This is a genomic window from Amycolatopsis sp. cmx-11-32 (assembly GCF_047608695.1).
In the GTDB taxonomy this organism is placed as follows: domain Bacteria; phylum Actinomycetota; class Actinomycetes; order Mycobacteriales; family Pseudonocardiaceae; genus Amycolatopsis.
Genome location: NZ_JADNQN010000010.1, coordinates 120,338 through 137,855, shown reverse-complemented (window position 1 = coordinate 137,855; position 17,518 = coordinate 120,338). Strand labels below are relative to the sequence as shown.

The 17,518-nt window shown below is 68.3% G+C and carries 21 protein-coding genes and 1 tRNA gene; 13 read left to right on the top strand and 9 right to left on the bottom strand.

Going from position 1 to position 17,518, the window contains the following annotated elements; translation table 11 throughout:
• Window positions 1-189 precede the first annotated feature (189 nt).
• From ACM6LR_RS27500 to ACM6LR_RS27480, 5 genes are read left to right on the top strand one after another with little or no spacing between them, the layout of a single operon-like run.
• Window positions 190-1,041: an ESX secretion-associated protein EspG gene (locus ACM6LR_RS27500; RefSeq protein ID WP_414936270.1), complete on the top strand. Its 852-nt coding sequence runs from the start codon at window positions 190-192 to the stop codon at window positions 1,039-1,041.
• Between the two features lie 31 nt (window positions 1,042-1,072).
• Window positions 1,073-1,486, top strand: a complete 414-nt coding sequence (locus ACM6LR_RS27495) for a hypothetical protein (RefSeq protein WP_414944788.1) — start codon at window positions 1,073-1,075, stop codon at window positions 1,484-1,486.
• A gap of 11 nt (window positions 1,487-1,497) precedes the next feature.
• On the top strand, window positions 1,498-3,585 hold the full coding sequence (locus ACM6LR_RS27490; RefSeq protein WP_414944787.1) for a hypothetical protein: 2,088 nt from the start codon (window positions 1,498-1,500) through the stop codon (window positions 3,583-3,585).
• A complete protein-coding gene (locus tag ACM6LR_RS27485) occupies window positions 3,582-3,911 on the top strand; it encodes a type VII secretion target (protein WP_414936273.1) in 330 nt (109 codons plus the stop codon). The genes ACM6LR_RS27490 and ACM6LR_RS27485 overlap by 4 nt, the downstream gene beginning before the upstream one ends.
• On the top strand, window positions 3,908-4,423 hold the full coding sequence (locus ACM6LR_RS27480) for a YbaB/EbfC family nucleoid-associated protein (RefSeq protein ID WP_414936274.1): 516 nt from the start codon (window positions 3,908-3,910) through the stop codon (window positions 4,421-4,423). Before ACM6LR_RS27485 ends, ACM6LR_RS27480 begins: the two co-directional genes overlap by 4 nt.
• A 95-nt stretch (window positions 4,424-4,518) precedes the next feature.
• Here ACM6LR_RS27480 and ACM6LR_RS27475 read toward each other — a convergent pair whose 3' ends face one another.
• The 6 genes from ACM6LR_RS27475 to ACM6LR_RS27450 form a co-directional block, all read right to left on the bottom strand.
• Window positions 4,519-5,655, bottom strand: a complete 1,137-nt coding sequence (locus ACM6LR_RS27475; RefSeq protein ID WP_414937085.1) for a diguanylate cyclase — start codon at window positions 5,653-5,655, stop codon at window positions 4,519-4,521.
• 217 nt (window positions 5,656-5,872) lie between these two features.
• Entirely contained in the window at window positions 5,873-6,229 is a 357-nt protein-coding gene (locus tag ACM6LR_RS27470; RefSeq protein ID WP_414944786.1) for a hypothetical protein, read from the bottom strand.
• Between the two features lie 143 nt (window positions 6,230-6,372).
• Entirely contained in the window at window positions 6,373-6,507 is a 135-nt protein-coding gene (locus ACM6LR_RS27465; protein ID WP_414944785.1) for a hypothetical protein, read from the bottom strand.
• Window positions 6,508-6,639: 132 nt separating this feature from the next.
• Window positions 6,640-6,852: a hypothetical protein gene (locus ACM6LR_RS27460; protein WP_414944784.1), complete on the bottom strand. Its 213-nt coding sequence runs from the start codon at window positions 6,850-6,852 to the stop codon at window positions 6,640-6,642.
• Window positions 6,853-7,146: 294 nt separating this feature from the next.
• Window positions 7,147-7,800, bottom strand: a complete 654-nt coding sequence (locus ACM6LR_RS27455; RefSeq protein ID WP_414944783.1) for a hypothetical protein — start codon at window positions 7,798-7,800, stop codon at window positions 7,147-7,149.
• A 131-nt stretch (window positions 7,801-7,931) separates the two neighbouring features.
• Window positions 7,932-8,762, bottom strand: coding sequence for an SDR family NAD(P)-dependent oxidoreductase (locus ACM6LR_RS27450; RefSeq protein WP_414936278.1), 831 nt, complete (start codon window positions 8,760-8,762; stop codon window positions 7,932-7,934).
• A gap of 146 nt (window positions 8,763-8,908) precedes the next feature.
• On the opposite strand from ACM6LR_RS27450, the gene ACM6LR_RS27445 reads away from it, so the two are divergent.
• Together ACM6LR_RS27445 and ACM6LR_RS27440 are read left to right on the top strand one after the other, a co-directional pair.
• Entirely contained in the window at window positions 8,909-9,655 is a 747-nt protein-coding gene (locus ACM6LR_RS27445) for a serine protease (protein WP_414936279.1), read from the top strand.
• A 7-nt stretch (window positions 9,656-9,662) separates the two neighbouring features.
• Window positions 9,663-9,881, top strand: coding sequence for an RNA-binding S4 domain-containing protein (locus tag ACM6LR_RS27440; RefSeq protein ID WP_414936280.1), 219 nt, complete (start codon window positions 9,663-9,665; stop codon window positions 9,879-9,881).
• Between the two features lie 23 nt (window positions 9,882-9,904).
• On the opposite strand, the gene ACM6LR_RS27435 is transcribed toward ACM6LR_RS27440, so the two are convergent.
• Window positions 9,905-10,849, bottom strand: a complete 945-nt coding sequence (locus tag ACM6LR_RS27435) for an Ldh family oxidoreductase (protein ID WP_414936281.1) — start codon at window positions 10,847-10,849, stop codon at window positions 9,905-9,907.
• Between the two features lie 113 nt (window positions 10,850-10,962).
• Here ACM6LR_RS27435 and ACM6LR_RS27430 point away from each other — a divergent pair, with 113 nt between their 5' ends.
• The 3 genes from ACM6LR_RS27430 to ACM6LR_RS27420 all read left to right on the top strand — a co-directional run bounded on the left by ACM6LR_RS27430 (window position 10,963) and on the right by ACM6LR_RS27420 (window position 11,900).
• Entirely contained in the window at window positions 10,963-11,250 is a 288-nt protein-coding gene (locus ACM6LR_RS27430) for a DUF2277 domain-containing protein (RefSeq protein WP_414936282.1), read from the top strand.
• 28 nt (window positions 11,251-11,278) lie between these two features.
• Window positions 11,279-11,623: a DUF4190 domain-containing protein gene (locus tag ACM6LR_RS27425; protein ID WP_414936283.1), complete on the top strand. Its 345-nt coding sequence runs from the start codon at window positions 11,279-11,281 to the stop codon at window positions 11,621-11,623.
• Between the two features lie 188 nt (window positions 11,624-11,811).
• A tRNA-Ser gene (locus ACM6LR_RS27420) sits at window positions 11,812-11,900 on the top strand.
• 50 nt (window positions 11,901-11,950) lie between these two features.
• On the opposite strand, the gene ACM6LR_RS27415 is transcribed toward ACM6LR_RS27420, so the two are convergent.
• Entirely contained in the window at window positions 11,951-13,741 is a 1,791-nt protein-coding gene (locus ACM6LR_RS27415; RefSeq protein ID WP_414936284.1) for an RICIN domain-containing protein, read from the bottom strand.
• 242 nt (window positions 13,742-13,983) lie between these two features.
• On the opposite strand from ACM6LR_RS27415, the gene ACM6LR_RS27410 reads away from it, so the two are divergent.
• Window positions 13,984-14,391, top strand: coding sequence for a YciI family protein (locus tag ACM6LR_RS27410; RefSeq protein ID WP_414936285.1), 408 nt, complete (start codon window positions 13,984-13,986; stop codon window positions 14,389-14,391).
• Window positions 14,392-14,399: 8 nt separating this feature from the next.
• The gene (locus ACM6LR_RS27405; protein ID WP_414937086.1) at window positions 14,400-15,542 is read left to right on the top strand and encodes an RNA polymerase sigma factor; all 1,143 of its coding nucleotides are present in this window, start codon (window positions 14,400-14,402) and stop codon (window positions 15,540-15,542) included.
• Here the strand turns inward: ACM6LR_RS27405 and ACM6LR_RS27400 are convergent.
• Window positions 15,523-16,035 carry a MarR family winged helix-turn-helix transcriptional regulator gene (locus tag ACM6LR_RS27400; protein WP_414936286.1) on the bottom strand — a complete coding sequence of 171 codons (513 nt, stop codon included), beginning with the start codon at window positions 16,033-16,035 and terminating at the stop codon, window positions 15,523-15,525. The genes ACM6LR_RS27405 and ACM6LR_RS27400 overlap by 20 nt on opposite strands.
• A 538-nt stretch (window positions 16,036-16,573) precedes the next feature.
• Here ACM6LR_RS27400 and ACM6LR_RS27395 point away from each other — a divergent pair.
• Complete coding sequence (locus ACM6LR_RS27395; protein WP_414936287.1) at window positions 16,574-17,506, top strand: neutral zinc metallopeptidase; 933 nt, start codon at window positions 16,574-16,576, stop codon at window positions 17,504-17,506.
• Window positions 17,507-17,518: the final 12 nt, after the last annotated feature.

Sequence of the window (17,518 nt, the reverse complement as noted above, 5' to 3'; positions counted from 1 at the left end):
CCTTTAGGGGCAGGAAAAGTGCCCGATCGGGCACTGTGATCCATTCCATCGGGTTCGGCGGTGTTCGTATGGTTCCGTACAGTCATGCGCTGTGCTAGTTTGTTTTCGCCATTAACAAAGTCGGCTCTCTTTGTGCAGGTCAGCCGATCGGGACGGGGTCCGACCCCCGTGAGGGAGTAGCGCAGAAGCATGGCTGAACGAGCCGATTTCGCGCTGGGGACGGTAGAAGCGACTGTGGTCGGGCAGGCGCTGGGCGTTGATGTCCGATTGTTTCCCTTGCGCGTCCGCAACACTTCGATCGACCCGGAGCGGTACACCGCCGTCATCCGGAAGGTCTACACCGATCTCGAGCAGCGCCGCCTGTCGGTCGACGGGGAGCTGACCCCCGCCATCCGCACCGCGTTCGCGCTGCTCGCGAACCACCGGATCACCGTTTCGGTCAACGGCATCGATGGTCTCGGCCAGGACATCGCCGTCCTCACCCTCACCGACGGCAGGCAGGCGCTCGGCATCACGCAGGCCCACGGGGACGACCTCCTGCAGTTCGCGCTCTTCGCGGACGAAGAACTGGTCGAGGTCCTCTCCGGTGTCCTGCCGCGGATGCGGCCCGCGTCGACCGGACGCCGCAAGATCGTGCAGAAGGAGGAACGCGCCGTCTCCGCGATGGCCGCGCGCCGCCAGGCCGAGGCGGAGTTCGACGAGGAGGAGACCGACGCGTTCGGCAACCTCCAGTTCACCGGCGTCGTCCGTGCCCGGACCGAGACTCCGGCCCCGCGCAACGACGAGAGCGACCTCGAGGTACTGGAGAAGGTGCTGTCCGGGACCCGGCTCGGCGGCGGGCACATCATCGTGAGCGGCATCGGCCGCCGCGGCGAGCGGCTCCGGTCGACGCCGCTGAGCTGGCTCGACACCGAAGACGGCCGGTACCTGGTCTGGACCGAGACCGACGAAGCCTCGGGCGCCGTGATCGGTCACTACGACCCGGCCAGTCAGTCGGGTGTGGCGAACGCGATCAAGAACGCCATCGCGGACATCTACTGACCTTCCTTACCCCCGGCGAGAGGAGCCTCCGTTGACCGAGGAAGCACAAGAACTGAAGTCGGCGAAGTGGGCCCCCGCACACATCGGGCTCGCGGGCGCGCAGCTGAAGCGCATGGCGCTGCAGGGCGGTTTCGCCGTCGACGAGAGCACCGGCGCTGAGATGATCCGTTCCCTCCAGGGTGTGATCGACAGCCTCGAGGAGCGCTGGAGCGCGCTGACCAAGCTGCAGAAGTCACCGCAGATGAGCGACACCGCCACCGCGCGCTGGGTCTCCCAGCACATGCAGGGCACCGCGACCGACGGGCAGGGCCTGCTCACGCAGCTCGAAGCGGCTCGCGCCGAGTTCCCGACCTACGTCGAAGCGATCGAACTCGCCAAGAAGAACTACCGTGAACGCGACGACGAAAACCAGCGCGACCTGACGCGGATCGACACCGAGATCTAGAGGAGAGACCCGTGACCGAATCCGCGGAGAAGACCACGCAGGTCTCCGACCCCCACTCCGAGTCGTACGACCCGGACAGTCCGTTCTACGACGTCACGGCCGATTCGTCGAGCAACTACTACGTCGGTCCGCTGGCGGACAAGGCCGCCTCCGGTGACGAGATCCGGGCCGGGGCCACGGTCGGGACCGACGTCCTGTTCAACCTCTTCGGCTGGGGTGACACCGCGCTCAACGGCTTCAAGGACCAGTTCACCCAGAAAATGTATGAGGGGCAGCTGGAGAAGGCACGCGAAGGTCTCGAGAAGAACCTGGAGATCCGCAAGCCCGGTCAGCCGCCGTCGACGGTGTGGAGCAACGCCACCCACGAGCAGATGCAGACCGCGATCGCGGGCAACGCGGATTCGGCCGCGGTCGGCGAGACCTCCGAGGAATGGGTCCGGGTCGGCAACGACCTGTCCGCGCACCAGCGCAACCTGGCGAAGGCGATCAACGCGAGCACGGCCAACTGGGAGGGTGAAGGCGGCGACGCGGCCCGCGAGCACCTCGCCGGTGTCGGCAAGTGGCTCGGCTCGACCGCGAACGGCGCGACGCTGACCGGCCGGCAGCAGCAGATCCACTCGCAGACCCTCAACGAGACGCAGAAGCTGATGAAGGCCAACCCGCCGGTGGCGTTCAGCGTGCAGGAGGCCAACGCCAACCTGCAGACGATCAAAGACCCGCAGCAGTACATGTCGCAGCTCGGGAAGGACCTCGAGACCTTCAAGAAGCAGCAGGACGCGCGCGACCAGGCCGCGAAGGTGATGACCGACTTCGACAGCACGGTCGGCTCGGCGATCGCCACCCCGGCGTTTCCGCCCCCGCCGAAGCTACCGACGGCGCAGGCGACCCCGCTGGTGCGGGGCACCTCGCAGTCCGGCGGCGGTGGCGCGGGATCGCCCTCCCGCCTGCTTCGCGACCCCAACTCGCCTGAGAACCCGGATGGCACGCAGCGGCCCAGCCCCTTCAACGTGGGCTCGGACGGCACGCGCCCGGACGGCATCGCCGCTTCGGTGGACGGGACGCCGCAGGGCGGGCCCGGTGGCGTGTCGCCGTTCAACTCGCCGAACGGGCCCGCCGGTGGCGGTCCGGGCGGCGGTGTTCCCGGTGGCGGTGTTCCCGGTGGCGGTGTTCCCGGTGGCGGTGTTCCCGGTGGCGGTCCGGGTGGCAGCCAGCCGGGCGGCTTCCCCGGCGGCGGTTTCCCCGGTGGTGGCCCCGGTGGTGGCGGGCCCGGTTCGAACCAGTACCGGCCCGACATCAACGTCCCGAACTTCCCGGCGGGCGGTGGTCCCGGCCCCGCGACGTCGTCGTCGCCCTATTCCCCGAACATGCCGAAGATCGACGACGGTACGCACACCACGGGCTACACACCGCCGTCCATCACTCCGCCGTCGTACAACCCGCCGAACATCCCCATTCCCGAGGTCGGCGGTCCGCGGCCCGGTGGCGGTCTCCCGTACACCCCGCCCAACATCCCGATGCCGAACATCCCGGGGCCCAACGGCGGGCCGGGGCCGGTCATGCCGAAGATCCCGCCGATGCCGCGCCCGGGTGGCATCGGCGAGCGGCTCGGCGGGCCCACGTTCCCGGACACCGGCTCGTCGTACAAGCCCACGCCCTACACGCCGCCCAAGATCGGCATGCCGAACATCCCCGGTGGCGGTAGCGGCATCGGTGGTACCGGCGGCAGCGGGCTCGGCGGCATCGGCGGCGGCGGGACCGGCGCCGGTGGTTCGAGTGCCGGCGGTTCGGGTGCCGGCGGTCTCGGCGGCGCCGGAAGGTCGACGGGCGCGCTCGGCATGGGCGGCGCCGCGGGCGCGATGGACGCCGAGGCGGCCGCGGCCCGTGGGGCCGGTTCCGGTTCCGGCAAGGCGGGCACCCCCGGTGGTATGGGCCCGATGGGTGGCGGCATGGCGCCCGGCGGGGCCAAGGGGCAGGGCCAGGAGGACAAGGAGCACAAGGTCGCGGACTACCTCGAATCCGACGACCCGTCCTTCTTCGCCGCCGACGAGATCGTGGCACCGCCGGTGATCGGTGACTGGAAGAACAAGGATTGGAAGTGACGGCTTCGTTCGAAGTCGAGCCGGACGACCTGACCGCGCACGCGAGCCATCTCGAAGGGCTCGTGGACCGGTTGGACACCGCGCACGGCGCGACCGGTTCGGCGATGTCGGCGGACGCATACGGCCTGCTGTGCGCGTTCCTGCCGCCGATCGTCAACCCGACCGGCGAACGCGCGGCGGAGGCCATCAAGTCGGCCGCGGAAGGGATTCGGGCGACGGCGGACAACGTCCGCACCGCCGCGAAGTCCTATGTGGAAGGCGACGAGACCAACGCGGAACCGTTCAACGCCGAATTCAAGGCCTTGGACATCGGAGGAAAGAAGTGACCGGCGCGAACGGGCTCGGGGAGCTCACCACGGACCCCGACGAGGCACAGCGCAAGATGGACCAGTGGGCCCAAGGGCTCGAGGACAAGGCCCAGCGCTACGCGGCCGCCCAGGAGCGGACCGAGCAGTTGCGGCTGACCGCGTCCAGCTCCGACGGCGCCGTCAAGGTGACCGTCGGGGCGGACGGTGGCGTGACGGGCCTCGAATTCGGGACCAAGGCGAGGACGTACCCGCTGGAGGAGCTGTCGCGGCAGATCCTCACGACCATGCACCGGGCGCAGGCCGGGATCTCGGACCAGGTCGCCGAGGTCATGCAGGAAACGCTCGGCGACGAGGACCAGGAGACCCGGTCACTGATGATCGGCACCCTGCGCAGCCGCTTCCCCGAGATCGAAGAGGAAGAGCCTCCGCCGGACGACGCTCCCCCGGCGCCGCCGTCCGCCGAGACCCCGCAGGCGCCTCGCGAGAAGCGCCACGAAGCACCGGACGACGAGGGCAACTCACCCTGGTGAGTCCGCCACCCCTCGCGTTTCGTCCTCTAGTTGCTGTCGTTGGTAGTGCGAACTACCGCAACTAGAGGACGAAACGCGGGCGGGTCGCGGGCGGGTCAGGCGGCGGCGAGGGAGACGACGCGGTTCCGGCCGCTGTTCTTCGCCTGGTAGAGCGCCGAATCCGCGACGTGCAGCAGCCGCTCCAGGACCGTCCCGCCGGACGGATAGACCGCGACGCCGATCGACACCGAAAGCCCTCGCACCGTCCGTGGCCCCGACGCCGTCGCCACTTCGACCTCGATCGCCATCACCGCCTGCCGGACCCGCTCGGCCACCGGCAACACCTCGTTCTCCGTCGCGCCGGGCAGCAGCACGACGAACTCTTCGCCGCCGAAGCGCCCGACGGAGTCGTAGTCGCGCACGTGCTCGGAAATCGTCGTCGCGACGACCTTGAGCACGGTGTCACCCGCGAGATGGCCGTAAACGTCGTTGACCTGCTTGAAGTGGTCGAGGTCGAGCATCAGCACACCGAGTTTGCTCTTCGCCCTGGCCGCCGACGAAAGCTCCCGTTCGCTCAGCACATGCCACGCGTGCGCGTTCAGCACCCCGGTCTTGCCGTCGATGTTCGCCGCGATCTCCAGTTGCCGCACCAGCACGCTGCGATGCAGCACCAGCACGGGCAGCAGGACGAACGGGACGAGCGCGGGCGCGTGCACGATGCCCAGCGCGGTCGAGGCCCCGAGCACCAGGGTGGTGACTTCCAGCAGGTTGTCGTCGCCGGTGCCGAACAACGAACGCAGGGACCGGCCCCCGGTGTGCAGGTAGACCGAGAGCGCCACGATGAACGCGTTGGCCGCGGTGAACACGGCCGCCGCCTCGACGATCCGCAGCGACCCGGTGAACCCGGCAGGCAGGCCGTTCCAGCCGGAGACGATGGCTCCCGACGCCAGGCAGGAGAGCACGATCGCCGCCGCGCAGTAGACGACGCGGTAGGCGGGACGGTGGCTCATTCCCCGCCACACCCGGAGCCAAAGATGCAGGTAGATGAGCAGTCCGAGGGCGAGCGCGAGTCCCGATGGCAGAACGAGTACCCCCGCGAACGTCCACACCGAAGTCATGTTGATATGCGGCCGGTCACAAAGGGTGCGCCGCAAGCGTTCCACCGAACGCGAAAGCTCAGCCTGCAGGAAGGCGAGGCCGAGCAGTGAGCCAAATCGGACGAATTCCGTAGTCTCGTAGTTCGATCGGAGCAAGGCGATCACGGCGACTGCCGCCGCAAGCCCTTCCACGACAAGAAAAACCGCAGGTACGCCGCGTGGTCCGGACCATAACTCCCAGCGCCCGACCCTGGCTCTCAGACGTGTGCCGGCCCCTTCTCCGGCGAGTTCCGTATCCCCCATAATCATCGTCACCGGTCCCCCTTCCGTACGCATTTCAATGTATCCGAGGTAGTACTGAGGGTGGCTTGAGTCAATTTCGGAACACACAGATGGAGCAGTGGGAGGGAGGATCATCATGAACGGTCGCGAGGACTGATCCCATCGATTTACCGGTCCGGCTCCCGGCCGGAAGCCACATATCGGGCCCGGTGCCGATGGCAAGTTTCCCCGCCATCGCCATCGGGCCCGCCGAGGCGACGGCGACCGTCGCGGCCACCCCGACGGCCACGAACGGGCCGGTCAACTGCCCGAGCCCGCCCGCCGGCATGATCCCGATTCCCCGCGCCGTCACCGAACTCATCGAGGTCAGGCTCATCGCCTGCGCCCGGACGCCGTCCGGCACCGCGCGGGCCATCAGCGCGACGGCCTGCAGGTGGTACGGCGCCACTGAGCCCGATCGGCGCGAGACAGAGCGGCGGTGAAGGGCGAAAGAAGGCAAAAGCAACGGAACAACGGATGCGAAGGCGAGAATGTCCACTATTCGCGTTTTCCGCCGCGCTGGAACCCAATTCGTGAAGATCCACGATCCAATTACCGAACCCACCGGATCGGCCGCGAAAATGAGGCCGACCGCGAAACCCCCGCCCCGAGTTCGACGGCGAGCGGTGCCGCGAGCCCTTCCAGCGCGATGGCGAACCCGGCGAGCATCTTCAGCCCGAACAACATCCGGATTCCCCTGCCCTGCCACAGTTCCCTGGCACCTCACCACTGAAAGCCCGCGCCACCCGGCTTTTCACCGAGGATTCCGTGACGGCGGGCGTCCGGCGACGGACACGAGCAGCGCCGAGACCACAAAGGTCACCGCGTCGATGACCAGTCCACCACCGCCGAATCCGACCAGCTGTGCCGATGGGATGGTGATCGTGCGAACCGCGAGCCGGCGACGTACCACTCGCCTTGGAGAACGTCCGGGAGCAACGCGAGTTGCGCCGTCCGGAACGGGCCGCCCGCCATCGTCAGGATCACCAGCAGTCCGGCGAGGACCGGCAACGGCGTCCCCGGTATGGCCATCAGGCCGACCCGGCGAACAAGGTGCCGCCGATCAGCGTCGGCAGATACGTCAGCCCGTAGGCCCGGTCAGCCCCGCCGGCGCCGTTCTTTCCCGGACCAGCACCGACAACGCGACTCTTGCCAGCTGGTCACCGGCCTGCGAAGGCGGCCTTGAACGCGGTGTCCTGATCGGAGTCCCCCTTTTCCATGAGCCCCTCCCCTTGACTCACGGTAGTCGATCACCTCCGCTGTGCCAGCGGCCATCCGGCCCCCCACTCCCGGCAGTGTCCACTGTGGAGAGACGATTCCGGATGGTCAGCGGCCTGCGCCGTATCCCCTCATTCCCTGTGCCATTTCCATCGCCAGCGCGTTCACCGCGGCGGGATCCATTATGGTCCGGAGACCGTCCGTGGTCCTGTCCCGCGCTCCGACGTCGGAACGCGGCTGCTCCGTCTGCCGCGGCTCGGCCGGCGGCAGGGCGACGGCTTCTTCCTTCGCGGCCTTTTTCTTCGTCGGGGCGAGCACTTGCTGCTTCACGGTGACCGGAACGTAGACGGTCACCGGCGCGGGCTGCGCGGGCTGGACGACCGGTGGCGCGGCCTGCTGGGTCGCCACCGCGGGCAGCGGCGGCTCGGGCAAGGCGGTGTCGTCGACCGGCTCGAGGGTGAACGTGCCGGCGAACCAGCCGAGCGCGAGCAGCGCCACCCCGGCACCGCCGACCAGCCAGGACCTGGCGCGACGATGGATGACGACGGCCTTGGGCCGCAGGTCCTTGTCGACGACCGGTTCACAGGCCGGGGCCTTGACCGCCAGCGGCTCCGGCTCGACCTTGTTCTTCGGGCTGCGCCGCCGCTTCGGCAGGCTCGCCGCGATGATCCCCGTCCGGTCCAGCAACTCGGTTGTCTCGACGGGCACACCGGCACAGAGCGCGGCATCGGTCGACGGACGGCGCTGGGCGGCGCGCGGCATGGGGACCTCCGGAAGGGGAATCACGAACGTCAGCATTGTGGTGCATTTCCGACGCCGCCGTAAGTAATGCACCCCGATCGAGTTATCCGAAGCCGTTCGGACCACGGAGAGTTACTCCGTTCAGCGGCCCCTCATTTCCGGAAACCCCGCATGCCGAGGCGTCCCAGCAGCGCGAGAGGGCGCTGATAGAAAGAACCGAGGACGCGGGGAATCGCGTCGATGACGTAGGCGTCGCCACCGATCAGGATGCGCGGCGTCTTCCGTTCGATACCGCGCACGATGGTCCGCGCGGCCTTCTCCGGCGTCGTCCTCGCGATCTTCTCGAAGCCCTTGGCGGCTTTGTCGATGTCCCGTTCGACGCCACCCCGCGCGTCGCGGGCGATATTCGTCTTGATGCCGCCGGGATGTACACAGCTGACCGCGACCGGATGCCGGGCGATCAGCATTTCCTGCCGCAGTGCCTCGGTGAACCCGCGCACCGCGAATTTCGCCGCGTTGTAAGCACTTTGCGTGGGCACACCGATGAAGCCGAACACACTCGAAAGGTTGACGATGTGCCCGTCACCCGAAGTGATCAGCTGCGGAAGAAAGGCTTTCGTGCCGTTGACCACCCCGCCGAGATTGATCCCCATCAGCCAGTCGTAGTCGTCCCAGGTCATTTCCTCGACCGTCGCGCCGAGCGCGACCCCGGCGTTGTTCACCACGAGGTTGGCGCCCCCGAAATCGACGGCGACCTCCTCGGCGTGCGCGAGAACGGCGTCACGGTCGGCGACGTCCAGTTCGTACGCTTTCGCGGTGCTGCCCGCCTTCTCGCACAGTGCGGTGGTTTCGGCCGCGCGGACGGCGTCGACGTCGGAGAGCGCCAGCCGCGCGCCGCGTCCCGCCAGCTCGATCGCGAGTGCCCTGCCGATTCCCGAGCCCGCGCCCGTGATCACCGTGACCTTGTCCGTGAACGACTTCATACCCGCTCCTCGCAGCTCGACTGTTACCGGAGGTAACACATACTACGGCTGTGAGCTTGCTGTGCGTTGATCGCTTCGGGCTGTGTTCGTGGACCGCTTATGGTGATCTGTAGCCAAGACAGTCGTGGACGAGCGGAAGGAAGGCGATGCGCCGCGCCCTGTTGTTCGCGCTCTGTGTCGTTCTGGCCGGCTGCTCCGCCGCGTCGGCCCCCGCCGAGACCACCGCCGACGACACCGTCGTGGCGGTGGAGGCCACCCACAACCCGGCGATCGGCGCGCTGTTCCTCGACGGGTCGCATTACTGCACGGCCAGCGTCGTCCACAGTGGCCCGGGAGACCTCCTGCTCACCGCGGCACACTGTCTCCACGACGGCGAAGGCGGCGAATACGCGACGGGGATCTCGTTCGCGCCCGGTTACCACGACGGCGTCGCGCCCTACGGCTACTGGGACGTCTCGGATCCTCAAGTTCCCGACGGCTGGTCCGATTCGTCTGATCCTGACCTCGATGTCGGGTTCGCTACCGCGCGCCAGGCAGGCAACGCGAAGAGCCTCGAAAGCGTCACCGGTGCCAACACCCTGATGACCGGCGGCGGGTTCGCCCACACGATCACCCTGACCGGTTACCCCGACGAACGGGAAGCACCGGTCGTCTGCCACGGCACCAGCGTCAAGGCCGACACCTACCAGATGCGCGTCGCCTGCCCCGGCTTCACGACCGGCACCAGCGGCGGCCCGTGGGTGGTCGCCCCCGACCCGGCGACCGAACTCGGCACCGTCGTCGGCGTGATCGGTGGCTATCTGTACGGCGGGGACGATCCGGACACGTCCTACAGCAGCTATTTAGACACCGACGTCGCCACCTTGTACCGGAAGATGGACGCGCGGGGATGATCTCCCCATGAGCATCCACGACGTCCCGATCACCGGCGAACCGATCCGCCTCGGCCAGTTCCTCAAACTCGCCAAACTGGCCGAAGACGGTTCGCACGCCAAAGACCTCCTCGACGCCGAAGAGGTCACGGTCAACGGCGAGGTGGAGGTCCGGCGCGGCCGTCAGCTGACGAACGGCGACGTCGTGGAGGTCGGCGGCGAAGGCGGCCGCGTCGTCCTGGCCTAGCGTCACGGTCACGCGTGTTGTGCCTAGCGGCCCTGTAAGGGCGCCAGGCGCAGCGCCTTGGCGAGGCCTTCGAGTTCCCGGTGCATCTGCTCGTTCAGCGGGACACCCAGCGCTTGGCACTGTTCGAGGTACTGCGCCTCGCGCCAGCCTGGATAGCGGACCGGGGTCCCGCCGTCCCAGCCGAGCAGGCTGCCGAACAGCGCGCTCGCGGCCTTGTAGAAGCCCTCGGCGCTGCGGAGCGTCGTCGGCGCGATGGCCATCACCATGAGGCCGGTGTCGTGATCGTGGTCGCCGACTCCCGACAGCACCCCGGCGAAGATCTCGACCAGCAGGGCGAATCCGGCGACGGCGGCGCTGTCGACGTCGTTGAGGGTGTCCAGGTCGAGGACGAATTCGGGGTACGCGCCGGCGGGGGCGGCCATGCCGAGCGGGTTCGCGGCCCTCCCGTGCTCACCGCCCGCGGCCATGACGAGCCCGATCATGGTGTGCGGCAACGCCCTCGCGGCGTGGTGCCCGGCGCGGCCGAACGGCCCGACGCCGCGGACGGACAGGAGCCCGACGCCGTAGCGGCCCGCCCGGGACACCGCTCGGTCCATCGCGTCGCTGACGGCCCACAGGCCGGGCGCGCGGCGGTAGTCGATCAGGGCGGCGGCGCCGCGGTCGGCGATCATCAGTGGTTCGGCCCGGGGCCGCACCATGCCGTTGACCAGCATCGGCAGATGCAGCCGGGCCAGTTCGGCGACACCGGATTGCGGGGTCCCGGTGAGATCGCCGTGGCACACCGCCTCGGCGGCCATCCGGGCGCGCGACCACGGCAGGTCGTGCGCGGTGAGGATTTCGGTGACGAGGTCGACCAATGCGTCGATCGGGACGCGCTGCCAGACCTGTTCCGGGATCGGAGAGGGTTCGGCCGGTTCGGTGATCGGTTCGACGGGGGCACGGCGCAGAGAGCGAGGTCTGAGGGACACTCGGCCGAGAGTGCCTTCGCGTGTTTTTCGGCGTCAACGAACCGGGGCACCTTCTAACCGACTGTGTGATCGAAGCGCCCGGAAACGTCGTTGGACGGACGTACGATCGGGGCATGTGCCGGAACATCACCACGCTTCGAGGCCTGGAGCCGGCGGCGACGCCGGACGAGATCGAGGCCGCCGCCCGCCAGTACGTCCGCAAGGTGTCGGGGGTGCAGAGCCTCTCCGACGCCACACGTGAACCGTTCGAAGCCGCCGTCGCGGAGATCACCGAGATCACCCGGCGGCTGCTTTCCGAGCTGCCCGCGCGCCGTCAGCCCCCGGCCAAGGTGCCGCCTTTGCGCCGTCCGGAGGTCCAGGCACGCATCGCCGCGAAAGCCGAGAAGAGTCAAGCGTCCTGAACCAGGCCCCGGCGGTTACGGTGAGCCGGTGACATATCCGCAGGACCCCTACGGTCAGCAGCCGCCGTATGGCCAGCCGTACCAGCAGCCGGGTTATGGCTACGGCCCGCCGCAGCCGCCGCAGGAACAGGGCCTGGCGATCGCGGCACTGGTCGTGTCGATCGTCAGCCTGGTCGTGTGCAGCGGGCTGCCGTCGCTGATCGGCGTCATCATGGGGCACATCGCGCACTCCAAAGCCAAACGCGGTGAAGCAGGCGGCCAGGGGATGGCGCTCGCGGCGATCATCATCGGCTACATCGGTGTCGCGATCATCGTCGGCATCGTGCTGGTGGTCTTGATCGTCGGCATCACGACCGACTGGAACTTCGGTTAGGGCGTGTCTCTCGAACTGATACGGCTGAGTGAGGGACCAGCTGATGTCGCGGCCCGGCCGCGGAAATCCGAAGGCACGCTTTGAGCGACACTGCCTAGTCCGTCCATGCCCCCGCCACCACCCTCGACGGAGCGCTTCGACTAGATCCGAAGCATTTCGGCAAAAGGCCGTCGGATACCCTCGACAGCGGTAGCGTGTCCGAGCGGCCGAAGGAACATGTCTTGAAAACATGCGAGGGCTCTGTCCTCCGTGGGTTCGAATCCCACCGCTACCGCCAGTCTTGAGAAACGAAAGCTCCCCAGGCCCGCGGACCTGGGGAGCTTCCCGTCACGCCGGTACGAGACCCCACACGGTCTCGTCGCTACGGCCGCCCACGAAGGGCCGTTGCTCCAGGAGCGAAGCGGTGCCGTTGTTGACCTGCCGCACCGCCAGTGAGCTGGCCCGGTTCACCAGTCCGTAGCGCGTGTCGGCGCTCCGTAGCAGCTTCCACTGCTGATTGGTGGCCGAGCCGCAGTGCGTCTGTTCGAGCAGCGCGCCCTCCGCCGTACTGCCGGAGACCGGCCGCAGGCACTGGCCGCTCCGCTCGTTGACGATCTTCCAGTACCCGCCGCCCGCGTCGGTGAGCCTCCATTTCTGGCCGTTGTCGTTCTGCCGGGCCACGTTGGTGATCTTCGCGCCGGCGGACGTCGAACCGTCGACCACGGCCGCGCTGTTGCCGTTGGTGGCGACGGCGAGGTAGTACCTCTTGCCCGCCTGCGGGCCGGGATCGGCGACGGGGTTCAGGGTCCACTGCTGGTTGGCCGCCCCGGTGTAGGGCTGCTGGACGAGCGGGGCCGGATACGCGCCGCCGTCGGTGATCGCGTAGCCCGTCATATAGTTGAAGATCGCCACCTTGCCATTGCCGAGTGGCTGGAACGCCCACCGCATGCCGTTCTGGCCGTTGCAGTCGTACTGCAGGATCTGCGTGCCGGGTGCCGTGCCGCTCTGGGCGCTGTCGGCGCACAGCTGGCTGTTGGCGTTGACGAGTTGCAGACCGGTGTTGTAGCCCAGGATCCACTTCTGGCTCGTGGAGTCGGTCCGGGGCCGCTTGCTGAGATTGGCGAGTCCGCTGGTCGAGGAACCCACGACGTCGATGGCGTCACCGTTGGCGCCCGTGATCACGTAGGTCTTCCCGCCTTGGGCGTGCCCGTCGTCGTTGTCGGGGGTGTCCTTCTTGATCAAAAAGGCGCTGTTCGCGACATTCCAGTGGGTGGCGAGCCAGCTGCCGGGGACGGGGTTCGTGCTGAAGTAGTCGTCGTTCCCGCAGTCCAGCAGGCGATCGAAATCGCGCTGTGTGCAGTCGAAGGACTGGGTGTCGCCGTAACACATCAGGTCCCATTCCTGGGAGCAGTGCCCGCTGCCCTGGTAATGCGGGGCGCCCGGCAGGACCGCGCCGAGCATGTGGCCCACTTCGTGGGCGACGGCGTTGACACCCCAGCAGGGCACGGCGATCTCGGTGTAGTGCCTGCCGTTGTTGAAGGCGTTGGCGGGGCCGGGCTGGTCGTCGCTGTCGCCCCAGGTGCCCGCGCAGGTGTGGGGGTTGTCGGAGAACAGGATGTAGTCACGGTCGGCGTTGTGGAAGCCCGCTTGGATGGCACGGTCGCGGATCGCGCCGGACTGGTACGTGCCGTCGGGCACCACCAGGTTGGCGACGGCGACCTGGCAGCCCGCGCCGGCGGTCGTCACGTAGCGGACGTGCCTGCTGCCGCCCGTCACCGCGGCACTGTCGTTGAACGAGTCGTCCATCCCGGACGCGTAGGCACGCAGGGACGGCACGACGGTCGAGTGCCGGTCGGGTTGACCGGCCTCGCGGACGTAGACCAGTTCGATGCGCTTGCCGGAAACTCCGTCGCCCTCACAGACCACCGGGTTGGCGGCGATCTGCGCCTGAGCGACGGAGGGAGCGAGCGGGGCCACCGGGGCCGCGCCGGGCGGCAGCGCCCGAGCGTGATCCCTGGCGGCGAAGGCGGTGGAGTCATCGGAGGAGGCGGCGGCCCCCGCGGTCTCACCCGCGAGCAAACCACCTACGAGGCCGGCGATCACCAGTACGCCGGCGTATCTCCGTTTTGCTTGGGACAAATGTTCTTCCTTTCACGATGGAGGACGCAATAAGAAGGCTAGAGATCGGACGTATAGACCACCAGGCAGAAAAACCAGCAGGCTACTTTTCGATGCCAGGCGACAATTCACTCGAATGGTGCTTGCGGCAAGTCAGCGTAAGGTCGGATGAAATCGCTCATCACAAGAAATTACGCGTGTCCTGCTCCTTTCAGGCGACGAGCACGCCACAATGGCCGCACGATCATCGAGGAGAACCCGCCATGCCCAAGTACCTGCTGCTCAAGCACTACCGCGGTGCTCCGGCGTCGGTCAACGACGTACCGATGGACCAGTGGGCCCCGGAAGAGATCACGGCGCACGTGCGATACATGAAGGACTTCGCGACCCGGCTCGCGGAGACCGGCGAATTCGTCGAAGAGCGGGCTCTCGCCCCCGAAGGCACCTTCGTCCGATACGACGGCGAAGGCCGCCCGCCGGTCACTGACGGCCCGTTCGCCGAGACCAAGGACCTCATCGCCGGCTTCATGGTGATCGACGTCGACAGCTACGAGCGAGCGCTCGAACTGGCGGGTGAGCTGTCGGCCGCTCCGGGGGCAGGCGGCAAGCCGATCCACGAGTGGCTCGAACTGCGTCCGCTGTGGGGCGTGCCGCTCGTCATCGCGGAGTGACCACCGAGATGGACGAGGTGCTGCTCCGGAACCTCACGCCGAACGTCCTGGGGGTCCTCGTCCGCCGCGGAGCCGACTTCGCGGCGGCGGAGGACGCCGTGCAGGAAGCGCTGATCGAGGCCGTCCGCGTCTGGCCCGGCGACCGGCCGAAGGATCCGAAGGGCTGGCTCGTCACCGTGGCGTGGCGCAAGTTCCTCGACATGGCCCGGTCGGACGCCGCCCGGCGCCGTCGCGAGGACCTCGTCGACGACGAGCCGGAGCCCGGGCCCGCTCCCGATTCGGACGACACACTGCAGCTCTACTTCCTCTGTGCCCACCCTTCGCTGACGTCGTCGTCCGCGGTCGCCCTCACGCTGCGCGCCGTCGGCGGGCTGACCACCCGCCAGATCGCCCAGGCCTACCTGGTGCCCGAGCCGACCATGGCGCAGCGCATCAGCCGCGCCAAACGCACCGTCGCCGGGGTGCGGTTCGACCAGGCGGGTGACGTCGCCACCGTGCTGCGCGTGCTCTACCTGGTGTTCAACGAGGGCTACTCCGGCGACGTCGACCTCGCCGCCGAAGCCATCCGGCTGACCCGGCGGCTCGCGGCCGCGATCGACCATCCCGAGGTCGCGGGATTGCTCGCCCTCATGCTGCTGCACCACGCCCGGCGTGCCGCCAGGACCGCGTCCGACGGCAGTCTCGTGCCGCTCGCCGAGCAGGACCGCGGCCGCTGGGACACCGGGACGATCGCCGAAGGCGTCGAGATCCTGCAGGCGGCGCTTGCCCGCGACAAACTGGGCGAATTCCAGGCACAAGCCGCCATCGCGGCACTCCACGCCGACGCGCCGGCCACCGAAGAGACCGACTGGGCGCAGATCGTCGAGTGGTACGACGAGCTCGCCGCCCTCACCGACAGTCCGGTCGTCCGGCTCAACCGCGCGGTGGCCGTCGGCGAGGCCGACGGACCGCGGGCGGGCTTGGCCGCGCTCGCGGAACTGGACGACTCACTCCCCCGGCACACCGCGGTCGCCGCCTACCTCCACGAGCGCGACGGCGACTTGACCAAGGCGGCGAAGCTGTACGGCCAGGCGGCCGAGAAGGCGGCCAACCTCGCGGAGAACGCCCATCTGACGCGTCAGGCGGCCCGGCTCAACGCCCTTCTGAGGTGACCGGCGGCAGGCGCGGGAGGCCGTCGATCTCCGACAGATGCTCCAGCACCCGCCCGAAAGCCTGCCCCAGCACCTTCTGCTCTTCAGGACTCAGCAGGTCGATCAGGTGCTCCCGAACGCCTTCGACATGCGTCGGCGCCGCACCGTCCAGCAGTTCCGAGCCACGCCCGGTCAGCTCCGCGACGACGCCGCGCTTGTCCGCCGGGTCGCGGGTGCGGCGGATGACGCCCTCGGCCTCCAGCCGGACCATCTGGTGCGAGAGCCTGCTCTTGGTCGAGCCGAGCATGCTCGCCAGTTCCGTCATCCGCATCCGGTTGTCGGGCTGGAGCGAGAGGCAGACCAGCACCTCGTAGTCGGCGAGCGTGACGTCATGACGCTCGGCCAGTTCACGGTGCAGGCGTTGCCGGAGCCGCATGGTGGCGACGATGTACGAGCGCCACGCGACCATCTCCGGCTCGGACAGCCAGCGCACATCGTTCTGCTCCACCGCCATCCACGCAGGGTAGATCGTTGATCGCACGAGACGCATACCCACCGGTCACTTTTCGGCCCCCCGAAAAATCCGGCGGAACATTCGCCCGAAGGAGGGTTACGAAGAGGTTGAGACTCGGCGAGAAAAGGCGCATTCTTCTTGTCAGCGGATGGTCGGGCAAGTATCGGGCGAACCGTCGTAAGGTCGCCGGACCTGCTCCCAGCCGGGAAGGGTCAGGTGGTGGTATGGCGGGTGATTCTCGCGGTTGACCGCCTGCTGTGTCCCCGCGACCGGAACGGAAAGGACCGGGTCGGTCGCGACTGTGAACAGCGAAGAGCGCGGGTATCTCGGATGCGCTCGACAATTCTCGCGCATTCGGCGTCACTCCAGCCTGTTTCGGGTTCGCGGCCTCTTCGACCGCCTCGGCAGCGCCGGACGCCGGCCCGCCGATCACGGCCAACCGGCGATCAGCACAAGACAACCTCGGTAGTTCCTGGGTGCGGCCACGCGAAGCGGCCGCACCCAGGCATATCCGGCCCTCTCCGGTTACGCTTCCCCCGTGCGATTCGACGAAGGCGCGGGCCTGGACACCTCCGAGGTCGGGGACCTGCGCGGCGGTGGTGGCGGTGGCGGTGGCGGTATCGGCGGCCGGGTGGCACTCGGCGGCGGCGGGCTCGGCGTGGTCGGTCTCGTCATCTACTTCCTGCTCGCCCAGTTCGGTGGCGTGAGCCCGAACCCGTCCTCGGGCGGGCTCGGCGGCCTGGGTGAGGTGGGTTCCGGGCAGCAGGTGGACAACACGTCGCTTTCGCAGCAGTGCAAGACCGGCGCGGACGCGAACCGGAACCACGACTGCGCGATCGTCGCCGTCATCAACTCGATCCAGGACTACTGGGGCCAGGAATTCCAGCGGTCCGGGTCGACCTACCGCAAGGCCGTCACCAAATTCTTCAACGGCGGCGTGAACACGGCCTGCGGCAACGCGACGTCGGACGTCGGACCGTTCTACTGCCCGGGAAACTCGGAGGTCTACATCGACCTCGGGTTCTTCAACGAACTCCGTACCAAGTTCGGCGCGCGGGGCGGGCCGTTCGCGGAGGCGTACGTACTGGCCCACGAATACGGCCATCACGTGCAGAACCTCACCGGAGTCTCCAAGAAGGGCACCGGGAGCGGACCGACCTCGGGTTCGGTGCGGCTCGAACTGCAGGCCGACTGCTACGCCGGTGTCTGGGCGAACCACGCCACGACCACGCCGACCGAGACCGGACGGCCGCTGATCAGCGAAATCAGCCAGGAAGACGTCAATTCCGCGCTGGACACCGCTTCGCGGATCGGGGACGACTACATCCAGTCCGAGCTGGGCGGCGGCCGGGTCGACGAGTCGAAGTTCAGCCACGGCACTTCGGCGCAGCGGAAGAAGTGGTTCACCACCGGCTTCGAGACCGGTCAGCCCGCGCGGTGCGACACCTTCGCGACCAACAGCCTGGGCTGAGTCACCGGCGCC